The organism is Alkalibacterium indicireducens (assembly GCF_039522005.1).
In the GTDB taxonomy this organism is placed as follows: Bacteria; Bacillota; Bacilli; order Lactobacillales; family Carnobacteriaceae_A; genus Alkalibacterium; species Alkalibacterium indicireducens.
Map to the genome: position 1 here is coordinate 1 of NZ_BAAADA010000067.1, position 18,048 is coordinate 18,048.

The following is an 18,048-nucleotide window of genomic DNA, read 5'->3' on the forward strand; positions in this document are numbered from 1 at the left end:
CTCCCACTTTCACTGGTGCTTCGCACCCATACGCTTAGAAGTGGGAGACTTCTTTCGGAATTACGTTAAAATTTGAAAAGAAATCTCTAACCTGTCTATACAGGCATCGTCTTCATTTTACAATCTAAGTACAAATAAACGAAAATAGTATAACTTCATTAAAGCCATACTATTTTCGTTTGTTAATATTTTTCTAATTGACAGAAAATCGACTCTTAAACATGATCGTTCTAATACAGTTCTAAATCAGTTACCATTAATAAATCAGATAGCGGTACTGATCCAGATACTTTTGAGCCGATTGTTTCCAGCTGTTATCTGTTTCCATTGCTCTGACCTGCAATGTATTAAAACTGTCAGGTCTATCATAATAAACAGTCAGGGCACGGTCGATCGTGCTCAACATCGTCAGGACATCAAAATCATGGAAACTGAACCCTGTTCCTTCATCTGTCCACTCATTATGTGGCTGAATCGTATCCACCAGTCCTCCGGTTTCATGGACGATCGGCAAGGTACCGTATCGAAGTGAGTTTAGCTGAGATAGTCCGCATGGCTCAAACAGTGATGGCATCAGGAACAGATCTGATCCTGCGTAGATCCACTGGGCCAGTTCACTGTCGAAATCGATAATAGCGCTGAACTTGTCCGGGTAGGTTTCAGCATAGTATCTGAACGCATCCTCAAAATACGGCTTGCCCGTTCCGACCAACACCATCTGTATATGGCGGTGCTTCATCAGTTCTTCCATGGCATCGACGATCAGCTCCACGCCTTTCTGTTCATCCAGACGAGTAACGATTCCCACTAAAGCAACTTCTTTATCTTCCGGAAGACCCACTCTTTTCTGTAGAGCAAGCTTGCTTTTTACTTTTCCAGACAAATTGTCTTTTGAAAATGTGGCTGGTATGACTGAATCTGTCTGGGGATCATAGGTATCATAGTCGATGCCATTAACGATTCCGACAAGCTTGTGCTGAATGTTTCTCAAATCCCCATCCAGCCCGTAACCGAACTCGGGTGTCTGAATTTCATTCGCATATGTCGGACTTACTGTGGTCACCAGATCTGCGTAGTAGATGCCGCCTTTCAGCCAGCACACATTGTCACCGTACTTCAGTCCTCTCTCGTGAAAAGCAGCATATCCAATATCAAAATGATCGGACAGTACATACTGATCATAGACACCCTGAAACAGAATATTATGAATCGTCAGGACAGTTTTTATATCTTTTAATGTATTGATCCAGCTATACTTATCTTTAAGCAGCACAGGCATCATCGCAGTCTGCCAGTCATTCACATGAAGGATATCCGGAATGAAGCCTATCTGTTCGAGCATTTCAATGGCCGCCTGCTGGAAAAATGCAAACCGTTCACTATCGTCTCCATAGTCATACAGATTTTCCCTGTCAAAATAAAAGAGATTATCTATAAAGTAGTAGGTCACCTTATCTCTGACCAGCTGCTTGATGCCACAATGCTGGTTTCTCCACCCTACCTTGACGATAAATGAGCAGATATCTTCCAGTTCCTCATTAGTCTCATCATCCAGTTTCTGAACGAAATAAGGAAGAACGACGCGGACATCGTTCCCTTCTTTCGCCAGTTCCTTTGGAAGAGAGCCCATGACGTCTCCTAGTCCGCCAGTTTTAAAGAAAGGGGCACACTCTGAAGCAGCAAATAGCAGTTTCATTGTCTTACTCACTCCTCCTTGACCTCTCCTTCTGCATAAATCACGCCGTCTTTGGCGATAACTATAGGATTCTCGGCTGTCCCTTCCAGGCGGACGCCTTTTTTCACATAAACATGCTTATCCAGAATGACGTGTTTTAAGTAGGCCCCTTCTTCAATACAGGAATCCTGCATGATTATTGAGTCTTCAATATGTGCATTTTCAGCTATCTTCACTTTACGGAAAATCAGCGAATCCTTAACTGTACCATAGACTTCGCAGTCATTAGCAAACTGTGCATTTTCTATCATTGCAGTTTGTCCATAATAAGTTGGTGCCGAATTCTTAGACCGTGTTCTGACTGGGTCAGCACGATAGAACAGTGAATTGAAGTTGTCCTCATCCAGCATGTCCATATTGGCATCATAATAGCTCTTGATGTCTTCAATGACTTTAAGGTACCCCGTGTATTCATAGCCGTAGACAGAACAGCCTGATTCAAGACTGAACTTGATAAAATTGTTAACGTTTATATCCATATCAGCCTGTTTCGCTCTGTACAGATAATCGAGGAAGGTTTTCTTGCTTAAAATCATCGTTTCCATGTTCAGATTAAAGCGCTCTTCCTGAACATCGGATATAGCTGTAACGCCACTGATATTGCAGTCTTCTTCATCGCCTAGATCAAGTGCAGAATAGACTGTGTCACTGCTCAGTTCGTCTCTGTTCACTTTCTTATAGACAACTGTGACCTGGCTGTCCTTATCTTCATGGAAATGAATGAGCGATTCAATCTGAATATTCGAAAGGAATGCTGAACCCATCATAACGACATAGTCTGCTCTGGCACGAGTGACGTAATTATAGTGATCTTCATAATAGAAGCGGTCGTGTTTTGATTCCGTGCTTTGGTCAGCTTTCAGTTTTACTTGAAAATGTGTAAATACTCCCCCACCGGCTAGAGAATCCAGTCCCCATGTCGATCCGGAACGCATATGATCATATAAGGAGTGGCCTGATCCTGATATAAACAGAGCAGCAGATTCTGCTTCGGCATTATATAAGCTGGAAAACGGAAAATCGACTAAGCGGTACCGGCATGCGAAAGGCAGTGAGGCAACCGGTCTTCTATTAGTCAGTGGTTTCAGCTTATCTTCATACTCTACTAAATTCAGTATAGGTGCGATTCTATTTCTCATCGGAATACCCTCCTATTTCTTCTCCGTATCCAGCAACGGCAATGTCGTCTTCAGTCCCGATTAGCTCGGCATCATCAAATATATGTGCGCCTTCACCAACAATCGCTTTTTCGATTCTGACATTCTCTCCAATCACTGCATTCGGCATGATAAAAGAATCAGTGATAACTGAGTTTTTTCCAACCTTAACATTATGCGACAGAATGGAATGATTGATTTCGCCTGCCACATAGCACCCGTCAGTGATCATGGAATCCTTGACTTTTGCGGAGGATGTCAGAAACTGTGGTGTCGTATTCGGACTCTTGGAGTAGACTCTCCAGTCACGATTTCTGATATTAAGGTCGTGTTCAGGGTCCAGGAACTCCATATTGGCGCCCCACAAGCTTTCAAGTGTCCCGACATCTTTCCAGTATCCTTCAAACGAGTAAGCATAGATGGCTTCACTGTTTCTAAGATACGCCGGAATCACGTGGTGCCCGAAATCTTCCATCTGTCTATTTTTAGACTGATTATCAACAAGGTACTGTTTCAGACGTGGCCAGCTGAAGATGTAGATCCCCATAGATGCCAGGTTTGATTTTGGATTATCCGGTTTCTCCTGGAATTCGATGATTCGATCTGTTCGGTCTGTAGCCATAACACCGAATCGTGAGGCATCTTCCCAAGGTACAGGCATGACCCCTACTGTAAGAGATGCAGCCTGCTGCCTGTGGTAATCGAGCATTTTCTCATAGTCCATCTTATAGATGTGGTCTCCTGATAGGATTACAACATAATCGGGATTTTTCTGATCGATAAAGTCCATATTCTGAAAGACAGCATGTGCTGTTCCTTTAAAGAATTTCTCTCCATCGACGCTTGAATAAGGCTGAAGGATGGTAGCTCCTCCGTTATGTCTGTTAAGACCCCAGCTCGATCCATTTCCTACATGATCATTCAGGACAAGCGGCTGGTACTGCGTCACCACTCCTACATCATTGATCCCTGAGTTTACACAGTTTGATAAGGCAAAGTCGATGATGCGGTAGTTTCCGCCGAAAGGTACAGCGGGCTTGGCGATCTGCTTGGTCAGTTTACCTAGGCGCGATCCCTGTCCACCAGCTAAGATCATTGCAACTGTTTCAGTTTTCATATTGTTCGGAAGTGTCAGAAGACCTTCCTTCCCTCCTTAAGGTAATCTAATTGTGTACTTATTTAGTTATTTTATTTACCCCATATACTCTCTTAGGTTTGAAAACGACAATACTTAATGCAGGGAGGATAACTTCCAGTGCGTGTGGTTGTCCATGCACTTCAGCCTCCAGTGTACGCTTGACCCCTTGAGGCTCTGTCCATGTGCCGCCTAAGTCTGCCCATTCTGTATTCCATACTTCTTCATATTGTCCTTTATAAGGAACCCCTATACGGACATTCTGTCTTTCCACTGGAACAAAATTACACATGATAATAAGAAAGTCTCTTGGATTTTTACCTTGCCGGATGAAATAAAGCACAGATTCCGCTTTATTATCGGCATCAAGTATCTGGATGCCTTCAGAAGAATGATCAAGTTCCCACAATGCCCGGTGTTCCTGATAGAACGCGTTCAGTTGTCTGGTGAACTCTAAATGGCGGGCATTCATATCATCATTCAGGCTGTCCCATTCCAATCCCTGATCAAACCTCCACTCGAGGAACTGTCCGAACTCCGCTCCCATGAACTGCAGCTTTTTACCCGGATGAACTATGCGATATGTCTCGATCGTTCTCAACCCGGCAAACTGATTGTAACGGTCTCCGTGCATCTTATGCATCATAGATTTTTTCCCGTGTACCACTTCGTCGTGAGAAAAAGGAAGGATGAAGTTTTCATTAAAGGTGTACATAAAAGAGAATGTAATCAGATTAAAGTGGTCTTTTCTGTGTATTGGATCCATTTCAAAGAACTTGAGGGTGTCATTCATCCACCCCATATTCCATTTATAGTTAAACCCCAGTCCGCCTTCGTGAACCGGATGAGTAACTTTGTTCCAGGCTGTACTTTCTTCAGCCATCATCAGCACATCCGGATGACGTTCAAAGACTTTTTTGTTGAGGAGTTGAAGGAATTCGACACCTTCTTTGTTTACATTGGTCCCTTCATCGTTAGGTATCCAATCACCCAAGTCATAGTCCAGATAAAGCATATTGCTGACTGCATCCACTCTCAGCCCATCCAGATGGAACTGTTCGATCCAGAAAAGCGCATTGGAAATGAGAAAGCTTCTGACCTGACTTTTTCCGATATCAAAATTAAGCGTCCCCCATCTGTTATTGTCTGCACGATTCTGATCAGCATACTCAAATTGAGGTGTGCCGTCATAATAGGCCATGCCATAAGCATTGCGGTTAAAGTGTCCAGGTACCCAGTCCATCAGCACACCGAGGTTTGCCTGATGAGCTGCTTCAACGAAATCCTGAAACTCTTCCATCGTTCCGAATTTCGAAGAGAGACCAAAAAAGCCAGTAGCCTGATAACCCCAGCTTGCATCAAGAGGATGTTCCATTAATGGCATAAATTCTATATGTGTATAACCCATTTCCTTAACGTATGGAATGAGTTCATCCTGAAGTTCTCTTATCGTATACCACGATCCATCTTCATGATGTTTCCATGAACTCAGATGTACTTCGTATATGTTAAGAGGTCGACTGTAAATCTCTCGACGTCTACGATTAGCAAGCCATAATCCGTCTTTCCACTGTCTGTCCGGAAGTCCTTTTACCACAGAAGCATCTTTGGGTCTAACTTCAAAAGCCAGGGCATACGGGTCGATTTTGTAGACCGTCGTGCCGTCAGCCTGAACAATTTTGTACTTGTAATGATGTCCTTCTTGTGCTTTTGGCATATCAAGAGAGAAAACGCCCGTTTCTCCTATTTTTTCCATCTCATCCAGTTCTGCCCAGTCATTGAAATCTCCAACAAGATAAACGTTTTGAGCATTCGGAGCCCATACATTGAAGCGGAAGCCTTCAGCCTGGGCACTACAGCCCATCGTCAGATAGCTGTCAAAAAGTGTACCCTCGTTAAAGAGATAAAAAGTATCCGTCAGTTCTTTATGTGCTTCAGCTCTATTTCCTTGTTCCCCCATAAGACATCCCCCTTTTTCGTTATACTAGTCTACTTGTCTCTAACTTTTCTTTAATCATTTTAATGCAGACTATCTTTAGTACCATTGTAACCTAGTATAGTCGCATTGCCAAGTTTTTCCTCTTATACTTTTTCTCATTTTGGATTATATATAATTAGTCAGATACGCCCTCCGACCGATGACATAAGAATGTTAAAATGGTATGATGAACTTGCAAACAGGTAACCTCGATTCACTAAGGAAGGAGGCAATTCATTATGGAAGGAATTCTTTTAGGACTTGGCTTCATTGGTGTTACATTAGCTATCCTCACCCCTTTTATTAAAAGTGGGATGGGATTGACTCTAGTCAGTTTAGCTGTCTATTTCTGGTTCATCGGTATTGAAACCTGGTTACCCGTAATATTGTTCACTGCCGGTTTACTTCTGATCGTTTTTGAAATATTCGTACCGGAATTTGGATTAGCAGGTATAGTTGGTATTATACTGCTCATATCAGGACTTTATCTCACGATTGGTGATATTGGACAAACAGTCCGGGATCTCAGTCTTTCAGTCGTTATCACATCAGGTGTGGTCTTCTATCTGATAAAGAACGGATACTCACTGACCAATGTAAACAAATTGATCCTGCAGACAAACGTAGCTGAACGATCTGCTGATAACGATTCAGATGCAGACAAACAATCTATTACTGAAAGGCTTGAAGGAGAAGCACAAACTCCTCTTCGACCATCAGGAAAAGTGACGTTTCAGGACGACCCACATTCATATGACGTATTAAGTGTGGATGGGTATATTTCCAAAGGCACCAAAGTCATTGTAGAAAAAGTAAAAGGCACAAAAATTACTGTCAGAAAAAAATAGAATAGGAGAATATATATGGATGTATTAGGTAATGGATTTGTAGGTATCATTATAACCGCCGTCATCATACTGATTTTCATCAGTATCTTCCTTCGTTTCGTACCCGTGGGACTTTGGGTGACCGCTTATTTCTCAGGAGTAAAAGTGGGGATTGGCACATTAGTAGGTATGCGTCTGCGTCAGGTCAGTCCACATGCAATCATCCGTCCTCTGATTAAGGCAACTAAAGCCGGGCTGTCCCTAAGCACGAATGAACTGGAAGCCCACTTTCTAGCAGGAGGAAACGTGAATGGCGTCATCGACGCTTTGATCGCCTCTCACAGAGCTGAAATCGAGCTGGAGTTTGAGAAAGCAGCGGCAATCGACTTGGCCGGACGTAATGTATTCGAAGCTGTCCAAGTATCTGTTAACCCTAAAGTTATTGTTACACCCGATATCTCAGCCGTTGCTAAAGACGGAATCGAAATCGTTGCAAAAGCTAAAGTAACTGTTCGAGCTAACATCGAACGACTAGTCGGTGGTGCTGGAGAAGATACGATTATTGCCCGTGTAGGTGAAGGGGTCGTAACTACCGTCGGTTCTGCTGACAAACACTCTGATGTACTGGAAAATCCGGATATGATCTCTAAAACTGTATTAAGCAAAGGCCTGGACTCTGGTACAGCTTTTGAAATCCTGTCCATAGACATTGCCGACGTTGATGTCGGACGTAATATCGGAGCTAAACTTCAGACTGAACAAGCTGAAGCCGATAAGAACATTGCTCAGGCTAAAGCTGAAGAACGTCGCTCAATGGCGATCGCTCAGGAACAGGAAATGCGTGCTGAAACTCAGAAAATGCGTGCCAAAGTGGTTGAATCTGAAGCTGAAGTACCATTGGCCATGGCTGAAGCACTAAGAAGCGGCAACTTAGGTGTCATGGATTACTATAAAATGAAAAACATCAATGCCGATACAGATATGAGATCAGCCATTTCTGACCAGTCAACTGAAGAAGAAGAGTGATATAAATGGAATTCTTAATCGTATGGATCGTTCAGCTTTTTATATTTTTTGTGATTGTTTCTGGTTTAGCTTCTCTGTTTTCAAAAACTGCTAAAAAAACCGCTCAGAATCCTGAAGCCAGAGAAAGCAGCGATAAAATAGAAGCTTCAAAACGAAACTCTCCGAACGAGAAGCGACAGAACAGCCGATCGGGTCGTGTCCAAAGAGAACGACGTCCGGATCGCGAACGCTACGATCGGAGAAAGAACAGTGAGCCGATTATCAAAGATGTCGTCTCATTAAGTTCTTCGAAAAATCGAAAAAAACGCCCACGTTCAGCTACTGATTTTGACAAGCGCCAGCTGAAACAGGCAATTATATATAAAGAAATACTAGATAAACCTCTTTCTCTAAGAGAAATCGACTAAAAAAAGTGACACATGCCCCTCCTGACTGACAGGAGAACGACATGTGTCACTTTTCATTTTCTTCTTCAACAGATCCTTCTCTGACGAAGAATGATCGCTTAATTTCAATAAACTCCTCAATATTATTTAAAAGCATGAACAGATAGGCTCGATTTTCAAATTCAGCTCTACTTTTCGGCAGACCTGACTGTCTGAACGTTCTGTAAAGATCAGTAATGTTTTCCAGCAGACTCTGCCCTGTGTTCTTTTCGTTCAGCTGTTCTGACGTACTATTGAACAATTCAGCCAGTATCCTTGCCTCCTCAGATCCCAATCCGCTGTTCTGGAGTGAATGCAGCATCTTTCTAATCGATGACAGCTGCTGCCCGCGCATCTGAACATATTTCAAACTATAATCATTCTTATGAAACAGTTGATTATCGTAGTCCTTTAATGCCTGAGCTTTTGCTTCACTGATCAGATCCTCAGCTTCCCTAACCTGGTCGGTAAGTTTGACTGTCAGATCCTTTCCTGATAAACGATCAGAAATCCCCTTCAGTATCAGTCTGATGCCCTCATCAACCTGACGCTTGCTTTCAGCCAGTTCACTTTTATGAGATGGCATCCATAAATTTAGCAGCAAGGCACTGGTTGCGCCGATTGTCATGAGTAGAAAGCCATTAAGCTGCCAGCTCCAGGCGATGCTTCCAGCTCCAATAAAATGAGTGACCAGAACTGAGCATGGGGCAATTCCCGATTGTAGATCAAAACGGTATGCTAAAGGTATATATATAATTAGATAGAGTCCAAAAGCTGTAACGGAAAACCCGGCCAGGTAGAATACGACTGAAGCTATCAAAAACGCGGTCACAGTTGAAGCGACCCTCTTGAAGGCAGTAATAAAAGACGCCCTTTTAGTATCAAGAAGACTCAGAATTGCTATGATCCCTGCAGCCAGTGTATGATCAAGTTGAAGAAAATCTGCTGTATAGATCGCTAGCAGCGTAGCCAGAACCATTTTTACTGTACGATGTGTGATGGACATTCAGATTCCCTCCCCTGGCTTCAGCTACAATGTTCCTGATCGAATGATGGATATGAGCAGCCACATCCCCATAACTCCGGCACCTATAAAAATCGCAATCGCAAAGAAGGATACGCCTGCGCCTTCCGAAAGGACAAATATCACGGAAGAAGCAATAATCAGAGCAGCAATGATTAAAGCAAAGACCAGACGATTGACCATCTTGTTAACTTCTATCCACTTATCCTCGAAATGAACCAGATCGATATGGACCATCAATCTGCCATTGTTGACAGTATCCAGTACTCGCTTGAATGTAGAAGGTAGCTTGAATGAATCCATAGCCAGTTGATAGACACCAATTTTAAGTTTTTCCTTCGACAGTTTGTCAATCAGACTGATGTCATTGCTGGCCTTGATGTAGGTTGAAGCAATTTCCATAATATTAATATCTGGGTGCAAGTCAGAGACTACGCCTTCAAGAATAGTCAGAGACTTTGCCAGTAAAATAAAGTCATTAGGCATAACCATTTTATATTTATGCGTCACGTGCAGCACGTCTGAGAAAAATGTGCTTAGATCAATTTGCCCAAAACTTCTGGTAATATAGGACTGGTAAAAATCATGAAGATCTTCACTGAAATCAAACCGGTTGACCTTATCTTTAGTGATAGCCATCTGGAGAAGCAGATTCATAAGCTGATCCAAGTCTTCGAAGACAATTGCTCTCATAATGCTGATGAGATCATCTTTCACGCTATCGGAAAGTTCCCCGACGATTCCAAAATCAATGAACACGATTTTCTTTTCCTTGATTACCATGTTACCTGGATGCGGGTCACCGTGAAAAAAACCATCCTTAAAGATCTGTGACAGAAATGAATAGACTAGTTTTTCTGCAATATCCTTCTTTTCATACCCTTCTTCCCGGATTTCTTCCTGGTTCAGACCTCTTATTCCTTTGATATATTCTTCAACTAATACGCGCTTAGAGGTGTAAGTCAGAACCGGTTTGGGTGCGGTAACTGCATCCAGTTCTTTGTTCAATCTGCGGAACTTGATGAGGGCCTGTCCTTCATTTCTGAAGTCCAGCTCCCGTTTGGTCGTTTCTTCAATTTCTTTAAACGCCGCCTTGGCATCCACTAGCATTTCCTTGACTGTTTCAGGTGCCATGGATACGATGCGAGAAAACAACTGAATATCGCGAAGCAAATTTTCTTCAATTTCCGGACGCTGAACTTTAATCACGACTTGTTCCCCGGTCAGCAGTTGGGCTCTGTGTACTTGAGCAACGGAGGCACTGGCAAGTGGCGTCTGCTCAACCCACTCAAATACATCTTCAAGTTCCTCTTTAAAATCTTCTTTAAAAATTCGCCTGATGTCTTTATACGGAAAAGGAGGCGCATCATCTCTCAGTTTAGACATTTCCTTAATGTATTCTGGTGGAAGCAGATCCTGCCTCGTAGATATAATCTGACCGATCTTGATAAAACTTGGTCCCAGCTCTTCAAATGCCAGCCTCAAGTTTGCTGCATCCTGTTCTTTATGCTTGGTTCTTACTCGTGTCCGGTAAATATGGCCGAAGCCGTATGATGCCAGTACACTGGCAATTTCTGTCAGTCGTTCACGGTTACTTTTCAAAAGTTGGCCTCCTTTCATAAGGTAGAAAAGGTGCTGACCAGGATATGATCAACACCTTATCATTATACTTCTGTTGATTTATCTGTCAGTTTGCGTTCAAGTTCTTCAACCTTGGCTTCCAGATCTTCAATATCTTTTCTCTGGGCCACATTCATTTCGAGCAATATTGCTTCGAGTGTTTCTTTCTCTTCCATAGAAACCTCTTTATTTTTTCTCTGAATCAATTCTTCTGTCAACTTCTTACCTTCAGCGACGGTCAATTTCCCACGACTGACTAATTTGTCAACTTGTTCTACTGCTTTTTCAAGTGCGATAGCCGTAGATCCGACACCGACCAGCAAAGCTTTTTTGATATCATCCATCATAATAAAGAACCCCTTCCAAATTGATCTTACACTGTCAGTATAACACTCACCTTAAAAATTGTCAGATAAAACCAATGATTTCTGCTGGTATTTCGACTAAGGCAGAGGATTTCCAGCTGCTTTATACACCGTATACCAATCTTCACGGCTTAAAGATATTTCCGATGCAGAGGAATAATTTCTGATTCGTTTTTCATTCATCGTTCCCAGAATGATCTGCATTTTAGCTGGATGTCTTAACAGCCAGGCAATCGCCAGTGCTTCATGATCTGTTTCATATTTATCAGCGAGTAATTTCAAGGTTTCATTGACCTCACCATAATCAGGATGGTTCAAGAATACACCGTCCGGACCGTGAACAGGGGACCATGGCTGTACAGTTATGTCATTCAGCCTGCAGTAATCAAGGATTGCACGATCATGGTCGATCGATCCCTTATGCTTCGTGTTCACCTGAACCCCGGCATCGATCATTCCAGTATGCATGACACTTAATTGGAGCTGATTCGCAATCAAGTCCTGTTTGACATACCTTTTCAGCAGCTCAATCTGATACGGACTGTGGTTGCTCACACCGAACTGTCTCACTTTCCCGGAACTGTGTAAAGTATCGAAAGCCTCAGCCACTTCTTCAGGTTCGACAAGTGCATCCGGTCGGTGAAGCAGCAGGACATCTATATAGTCTGTATCGAGTCTATTAAGGATCCCGTCAACTGAGCTGATTAAATGTTCTTTAGAAAAATCATAATAGCCGGATCGAATTCCCGCCTTCGACTGTAAGATAATATCATCTCGTTTGATTGATGTCAGTTCAAGCGCCTGTGCAAATCGCTTCTCAGACTCTCCTCCGCCGTAAATATCCGCATGATCATAGAAATTGACACCGGATTCAAAAGCAGCATTTATGACGCCAGCCGCTTCCTTACCATTCAGTTTATCCATTCGCATACAGCCCAGCGCCACTTCTGATACCGATAAATCTGATGTGCCTAATTGTATTTTATTCATCGTTTTCCTCCTGTCTATTGTACTATAACCAGTTTACTCTGAGAAGATAAATAATGCGACCATTGTTTGGTACAGAGTATTTAAAATTAAAATTACATTGTGACAAATATATGTGCAATAAGTGTCTAACCTGAATAATTCATACTTTCGCTTTTGACCATCTGTAACTGTCTAACGGTAGTCAAAATTAACTTTTTAATTTTCACCTGTTAAGTGACGCACAAAGAACCTCATTCTGCTATGGTAAAGGTGCCCAAACTAACCAAAAAAAAGTGTTCTCTCCGTGACAAACTTACAAAAAAACAGGAAAAATTCAATTCAAACATCACCTTTGCGCAAACAGGTGGTCACTTATAGAGTGATCCTGGTTTAGTCTTAGTTAAAGAAGTAATGGACAGCTATTTCAAAAAGATACTTAATCGTATTCAAGGCATCTTGTGTATTGCGCACAAATCGTTCCTGCTTTGTGACGACTAACGTGTCCCCGTTTGGATTTCCTGCAGCAATTTTTTGGAATTCCGTCCGATCACTTTTGTCCCAGTTATTTTTTCAAAAAACACTTTGTCCAAGCGTTACTCTTGTAGCTGACGAAGTTGCCCTTCCAAATCTTGGTGGTGGGTGCTTACCCGTGCATAGCCATATTTCATTTTTCCCACCCTTTCCCACTTTGCTTTTGACTATTAGTTATTACATCTTTATAACAAATACTTAGCCGATTAAAATTAGTTTAGTATTTGTTAAAGCAATCTCTGGTAGAAATTCTATTCAAAAACACCTCCCAGAAATGCTAGGGAGGTGTTTTTTGCATTATCAAAATTTATAACGATAAACATTTTAACAAAGGACTCATGGAACATTATAAAAGTTCAACAATCAAATCACTTTAAATAGAGTGAGCATTTAAACCAAAGAATTATCTTAAGTACGCCATATGAAAAGCGAAATGATCTTCCAAAAAAGTAGCAATGAAGAAGTAGCTATGGTCGTATCCTTCTTCCTTTTTGTAATCTACAGCTACATTATTTTCCTGAGCATTTTGCAAAAAATACGTTTCTGTTAATTGTTCTGGATAAAACTCATCCTCAGTTCCTTGCGTAATGAGAATAGGCGGCATCACGGTTCCTTTAACCAGTTCGGAAGCATCCCACTCTTTCCAGGAAGTTTGATTCTCCCCTAAATAAGTAGTGAAGGATTTGATTCCCCAAGGAACTTGACTAGGGCTCAAAATAGGAGAAAAAGCCGAAATCGCTTTGAATCTCTCTTGATTTTTCATACCTATTACCAAAGAGCCATGTCCCCCCATAGAATGCCCCATAATGCTCTCTTTCCCTGAGAAGTTGGGCACTAAAGAGGACGCAATCGCAGTTAACTCCTCTGTGATATAGGTATACATCTTATAATGCTTAGTCCATGGTTCTTGGGTCGCATCCAAATAAAATCCTGCACCTTGACCAAGATCCCAAGACTCATCGTCAGCAACATTTTCTCCGCGTGGTGACGTATCGGGAATCATGACCGCCACTTGATATTTTTCAGCCAATCTTTGGAAACCACTTTTTTGACTAAAATTATCATCTGTACACGTTAAACCCGATAACCACCAAATAAGCGGGATTTTTTCCATTCCTTTATTGGACGGCAAGTAGAGACTAAAAGTCATGTCGCACTGTAACACTTCTGAATAATGGCTGTACTTACGTTGTTCTCCGCCAAAAGAGAGGCGGTTTTCAATAAGTTTAAGATTCACTTCTTCACTCCTCATATGTTAAAATCGTTCGAATCGATTCGCCCCTATGAAGCAAATCAAATGCCTCATTAATATCTGTAAAGTTCAAGTGATGGGTGATATAGGGGTCCAAGTCAATTTTACCCTCCATAAAGTCCTCCACCATTCCTGGTAGTTCCGTTCTACCTTTGACTCCACCAAAGGCTGATCCACGCCATACGCGTCCCGTTACTAATTGGAATGGGCGAGTATGAATCTCTTTCCCTGCACCGGCTACACCGATAATAGTGCTTTCACCCCATCCTTTATGACAACATTCAAGAGCAGCCTTCATAACTTCCACATTCCCAATACACTCGAAGCTATAGTCAACTCCCCCATCCGTCATTTCAATGATGACCTCTTGAATAGGACGATCAAATTTAGCTGGATTCACAAAATCGGTTGCTCCCATTTTTTTAGCTAATTCAAACTTATTTTCATCTAAGTCGACAGCAATAATTCGGCTAGCCTTTGCTTGGACTAATCCTTGAATAACAGCTAAACCGATAGCCCCAAGACCAAATACGGCTGTTACCGCACCTTCTTCCACTTTTGCGGTTTTGTGTACAGCACCTATCCCTGTAGTTACACCGCACCCAAATAAAGCGACTTTGTCAAGAGGTGCTTCTGGGGTAATTTTTGCTAAAGAAATTTCAGGTACGACTGTATATTCGCTAAAGGTACTGGTGCCCATGTAATGATAAATCGGCTCTCCCTTATAAGAGAAACGCGTAGTTCCATCAGGCATTAAACCTTTGCCTTGTGTTTCTCGCACGGCACTACATAAGTTGGTTTTACCAGAAAGACAGAATTTACATTCCCCACATTCAGCCGTATACAGTGGAATAACATGATCCCCTGGTTTTACTGAAGTCACTTCATCCCCTACAGAAACGACAACACCTGCACCTTCATGACCTAGTACAGCCGGAAATACACCTTCTGGATCATCACCTGATAAAGTAAACGCATCAGTATGGCAAACTGAAGTATACAAGATTTTTACTAAGACCTCTTTTGCCTTTGGTTCTTCTACATCGATTTCTACAATTTGAAGCGGTTCTCCTGATTTAAATGCAACAGCAGCTTTACTTTTCAATTGAGTACCTTCTTTCTTTTATTTTCTTATTTCTTTTTCTATAATCTCATATTATAATTCAATTGACAATACTGACGCTTTTGTCACTATAAACAAAATATCACATAGAAAGAGATGGTACTATATGACCATTCATTATAAAGGGAAAAATTTTTTCACTAGTAAGGATTTGGCTTTATCCGTTATAGGTGGACGTTGGAAAATAGCGATTATTTGGTGCTTGCTCCAACAGTCTCCATTAAGGTTGAGTGAAATACAAAGATACCTTCCCGATGTCAATCAACGCATGCTAATTAGACAATTAAGGGAATTAGAAGAAGATCAAATCATTACTAGGGTTGTATACCCCGTTGTACCTCCTAAAGTAGAGTATCAACTAAGTGAAATTGGTTTACACCTAGAACCCGTTGTAACATCTATTTGTGAATGGGGAGATAGTTTTAAAGATTTTTTGAAAGAAAATACTACTGAAACTTCAGTTGAATAGTAACTGTACTAGCTAGGAAGAACCTATTAAAGGAGAAAGTATGAATTATTCAGGTTCTTACATTAAAAATTGTGACAAAAAAATGTCAAATAGTGTTGCATTTTCTTCTATTTACCCTTACAATTGAAATTGTAACAAAACGTTCACATTTTATTCTTTCAACATGTTCTACATAAAATGCACGAGCGAGACTTTTTATAAAGGAGTAGTGACTAATGATTACATTATACGTATCCCCAAGTTGTACATCTTGTCGAAAAGCTAAAGCGTGGTTAGAAGAACAGAATTTAGAATTTAATGAAAAGAATATCTTTCATGAACCGTTGACGAAAGAAGAAATTAAGCAGATACTCAGCCTTACAGAAGAAGGCACCAGCGAACTCATTTCATATCGCTCTCAGGCCTATCAGGCACTGTCTGAAGATATTGACGATCTATCTCTAAATGAATTACTTGACTTATTCGAAAATGAACCAAGTCTGATTAGACGTCCAATTATTATGGATGACCGACGCCTGCAGATTGGGTATAACGAAGAAGAGATTCGATGCTTCCTGCCTCGCAAAGTAAGAGAACTTGAACTGGCAGAAATACATCGTAAACTGGCTGTAGAAGAAACCGCATAAAAAGATGAGTAGGGTGTCCCTCTACTCATCTTTTTTTTCGTCCTCATAGTAATCATCATTGTAGTCTTTTTCAATTTCTTCTTTTTCTCCTTTATTTTCTCCTTCATCTGAAGAGTCACTTTTTATTTCAACTTCTTTTGTCGGTTTATCAGAATCTCCTTCTGCTCTATCTTCCGATTCAACAGTATCTTCTCCAAGCACCTTGCGTCTATATTCTTCTTCACTATACAAAAATACATTATGCATGATTTTAAGTATCGGCCGCATCAGTAGAAAGAAACTGGCAAAAATATACAAATACATTCCCACTGTATCCAGATCTGTGAATGTCTGGACGAGACTCCCAGCAAGGTAGAGAATACCTGTAAACAAGTCATTGCCAAGAGAAATAATCGTGTAGTAGTTTTGGAAGTAAATCCTGAACCTTCCAGCTTTGACTATAACGTCTTCTTCTTTTCCAGGACTCACATCGTGCTCTTTTGTCTCTATTGTAGGCATCTATACTTCCCTCCGACACTGATAATCTCTTACTTCCCCTTACTCTAGCATATATCTTAAGCTTTTATAAGTTATACGCATAGAAAAAGAGACCCCCTCTAAAAGGTGATCTCCTTGCTTTTCTACTGTTTGACACCACCTGCTGTGACGCCTCCGATAATATATCGGGAGAGGAATGTATATAGCAGGATAAGTGGGATGATTGAAAGGGCAATCCCATTTATGACACTTTAATGACTGAACATAACATAATTCGTTACAGACAATTAATAATTACTTTTTAATAAAAAACAAGGGGGGAGTTTGTTTTCTCAAACAAATATCCCCTCGTTTTCGTACATCTAATTTCTTTTTCTTAAAAAGATAACTGATATAACTGCTGTAAGAATGACAGCACATATTGCACCGTATACCAGAACCCCTGATGAAATAGAATCATCCGCACCAACCGTGTCATTTGTTCCTTCAACTAGGAATAATTCAACCATTAATATATTTATTAAACTAACTCAATTAACCGTTTGAAAGAGTACATAGCTAACTTTCTTTTTATTTGCATGATACAAAAAAGCACGGACCAAGGGCCCGTGCTTTTTTGGCAACTTATATTATTTTCATATTATAAGCGAGAAAGAAAAGTTCACATCAATTCTTCCTCCGATACCAACTTCCTGTTGTGATGCTCAAGCATCTGTATCGTGCAGAGTCTCCATAAACTATGGAGTCCTCGACTCATCGCATAATAAGTACTTTATCATATTCTGAAAGGTTACGCAAGCATTTATTCGGGAGTTTAACAGCTGGAATCAATAAAAAGTGACACAAAGTCTGTTATAGCTTTACTTTTTTGTCAAATTTGATAGGCTTATATTGTAGTGCTATGTAGTAATGTGTTATAATAGAGATACATTTAAAAGGAATGAGGATTAGCTATGCGTATTAAAAAGAATAAATCTAAACATTCTACCTCCTATTCTGTTATTGAAAGTTATCGTGATCGAAATGGTCGGTCTACAACTCGTGTTGTAGAATCATTAGGAAACGAAGAAGAGATTCGAAGAAAACATCCTGGCGTTGATCCTAATGAGTGGGCTCACGCCTATGCACAAAAATTAACAGAGGAAAAGAAAAAGAATGCCTCACAGATTATTGCAAAATATAATCCGACTAAACAAATTCCGCTGCATAAAAGACACTCGTATAATATTGGATACCTATTTCTTCAAAAGATTTATCATGAATTGAAGTTTGACAAGCTCTGCCAACAAATCCAAAAGGAAAATCACTT

The 18,048-nt window shown here is 41.0% G+C and carries 18 protein-coding genes and 1 pseudogene; 6 read left to right on the forward strand and 13 right to left on the reverse strand.

The genetic code is table 11. The features are described 5' to 3' along the window. Positions 1-256 precede the first annotated feature (256 nt). Genes glgA through glgB form a run of 4 tightly spaced genes read right to left on the reverse strand, consistent with a single transcriptional unit; the run spans position 257 to position 5,987 of the window. The gene (gene glgA / locus ABFX15_RS04190) at positions 257-1,696 is read right to left on the reverse strand and encodes a glycogen synthase GlgA (RefSeq protein ID WP_346024247.1); all 1,440 of its coding nucleotides are present in this window, start codon (positions 1,694-1,696) and stop codon (positions 257-259) included. A gap of 8 nt (positions 1,697-1,704) precedes the next feature. After that, positions 1,705-2,874, reverse strand: a complete 1,170-nt coding sequence (glgD, locus tag ABFX15_RS04195) for a glucose-1-phosphate adenylyltransferase subunit GlgD (RefSeq protein WP_346024248.1) — start codon at positions 2,872-2,874, stop codon at positions 1,705-1,707. After that, complete coding sequence (locus ABFX15_RS04200; protein ID WP_346024249.1) at positions 2,864-4,009, reverse strand: glucose-1-phosphate adenylyltransferase; 1,146 nt, start codon at positions 4,007-4,009, stop codon at positions 2,864-2,866. Before ABFX15_RS04200 ends, glgD begins: the two co-directional genes overlap by 11 nt. A gap of 58 nt (positions 4,010-4,067) precedes the next feature. Further along, positions 4,068-5,987, reverse strand: a complete 1,920-nt coding sequence (gene glgB / locus ABFX15_RS04205) for a 1,4-alpha-glucan branching protein GlgB (protein ID WP_346024250.1) — start codon at positions 5,985-5,987, stop codon at positions 4,068-4,070. A gap of 257 nt (positions 5,988-6,244) precedes the next feature. On the opposite strand from glgB, the gene ABFX15_RS04210 reads away from it, so the two are divergent. From ABFX15_RS04210 to ABFX15_RS04220, 3 genes are read left to right on the forward strand one after another with little or no spacing between them, the layout of a single operon-like run. Continuing rightward, positions 6,245-6,853 carry an NfeD family protein gene (locus ABFX15_RS04210; RefSeq protein ID WP_346024251.1) on the forward strand — a complete coding sequence of 203 codons (609 nt, stop codon included), beginning with the start codon at positions 6,245-6,247 and terminating at the stop codon, positions 6,851-6,853. A 15-nt stretch (positions 6,854-6,868) separates the two neighbouring features. Continuing rightward, complete coding sequence (floA, locus tag ABFX15_RS04215) at positions 6,869-7,858, forward strand: flotillin-like protein FloA (protein WP_346024252.1); 990 nt, start codon at positions 6,869-6,871, stop codon at positions 7,856-7,858. 5 nt (positions 7,859-7,863) lie between these two features. Continuing rightward, complete coding sequence (locus tag ABFX15_RS04220) at positions 7,864-8,265, forward strand: hypothetical protein (RefSeq protein WP_346024253.1); 402 nt, start codon at positions 7,864-7,866, stop codon at positions 8,263-8,265. Positions 8,266-8,311: 46 nt separating this feature from the next. On the opposite strand, the gene ABFX15_RS04225 is transcribed toward ABFX15_RS04220, so the two are convergent. The 7 genes from ABFX15_RS04225 to ABFX15_RS04255 form a co-directional block, all read right to left on the reverse strand. Beyond that, positions 8,312-9,289, reverse strand: coding sequence for an aromatic acid exporter family protein (locus tag ABFX15_RS04225; protein ID WP_346024254.1), 978 nt, complete (start codon positions 9,287-9,289; stop codon positions 8,312-8,314). 24 nt (positions 9,290-9,313) lie between these two features. Further along, a complete protein-coding gene (locus ABFX15_RS04230; protein WP_346024255.1) occupies positions 9,314-10,909 on the reverse strand; it encodes an ABC1 kinase family protein in 1,596 nt (531 codons plus the stop codon). Between the two features lie 62 nt (positions 10,910-10,971). Then, positions 10,972-11,274: a phasin family protein gene (locus ABFX15_RS04235; protein WP_346024256.1), complete on the reverse strand. Its 303-nt coding sequence runs from the start codon at positions 11,272-11,274 to the stop codon at positions 10,972-10,974. Between the two features lie 96 nt (positions 11,275-11,370). Beyond that, a complete protein-coding gene (locus ABFX15_RS04240; protein WP_346024257.1) occupies positions 11,371-12,282 on the reverse strand; it encodes an aldo/keto reductase in 912 nt (303 codons plus the stop codon). Between the two features lie 375 nt (positions 12,283-12,657). Continuing rightward, positions 12,658-12,789 (reverse strand): recombinase family protein, encoded by a 132-nt coding sequence (locus ABFX15_RS04245; RefSeq protein WP_346024264.1) that lies wholly within the window; start codon positions 12,787-12,789, stop codon positions 12,658-12,660. A 406-nt stretch (positions 12,790-13,195) separates the two neighbouring features. Next, a complete protein-coding gene (gene fghA / locus ABFX15_RS04250; protein ID WP_428830597.1) occupies positions 13,196-14,044 on the reverse strand; it encodes an S-formylglutathione hydrolase in 849 nt (282 codons plus the stop codon). Beyond that, positions 14,034-15,149 carry an S-(hydroxymethyl)glutathione dehydrogenase/class III alcohol dehydrogenase gene (locus ABFX15_RS04255; protein ID WP_346024259.1) on the reverse strand — a complete coding sequence of 372 codons (1,116 nt, stop codon included), beginning with the start codon at positions 15,147-15,149 and terminating at the stop codon, positions 14,034-14,036. The genes fghA and ABFX15_RS04255 overlap by 11 nt, the downstream gene beginning before the upstream one ends. Before the next feature lie 124 nt (positions 15,150-15,273). Here ABFX15_RS04255 and ABFX15_RS04260 point away from each other — a divergent pair, with 124 nt between their 5' ends. Both ABFX15_RS04260 and spx read left to right on the forward strand, forming a co-directional pair. Next, positions 15,274-15,636 carry a winged helix-turn-helix transcriptional regulator gene (locus tag ABFX15_RS04260; protein WP_346024260.1) on the forward strand — a complete coding sequence of 121 codons (363 nt, stop codon included), beginning with the start codon at positions 15,274-15,276 and terminating at the stop codon, positions 15,634-15,636. Between the two features lie 215 nt (positions 15,637-15,851). After that, a complete protein-coding gene (gene spx, locus ABFX15_RS04265) occupies positions 15,852-16,262 on the forward strand; it encodes a transcriptional regulator Spx (RefSeq protein WP_346024261.1) in 411 nt (136 codons plus the stop codon). Between the two features lie 21 nt (positions 16,263-16,283). Here spx and ABFX15_RS04270 read toward each other — a convergent pair whose 3' ends face one another. Together ABFX15_RS04270 and ABFX15_RS04275 are read right to left on the reverse strand one after the other, a co-directional pair. Further along, complete coding sequence (locus ABFX15_RS04270) at positions 16,284-16,760, reverse strand: YrhK family protein (RefSeq protein ID WP_346024262.1); 477 nt, start codon at positions 16,758-16,760, stop codon at positions 16,284-16,286. Between the two features lie 341 nt (positions 16,761-17,101). After that, positions 17,102-17,248, reverse strand: coding sequence for a hypothetical protein (locus ABFX15_RS04275; protein WP_346024263.1), 147 nt, complete (start codon positions 17,246-17,248; stop codon positions 17,102-17,104). A gap of 444 nt (positions 17,249-17,692) precedes the next feature. Here ABFX15_RS04275 and ABFX15_RS04280 point away from each other — a divergent pair. Then, positions 17,693-18,048 (forward strand): annotated as a pseudogene (locus tag ABFX15_RS04280) (IS1634 family transposase); the annotation flags it as partial.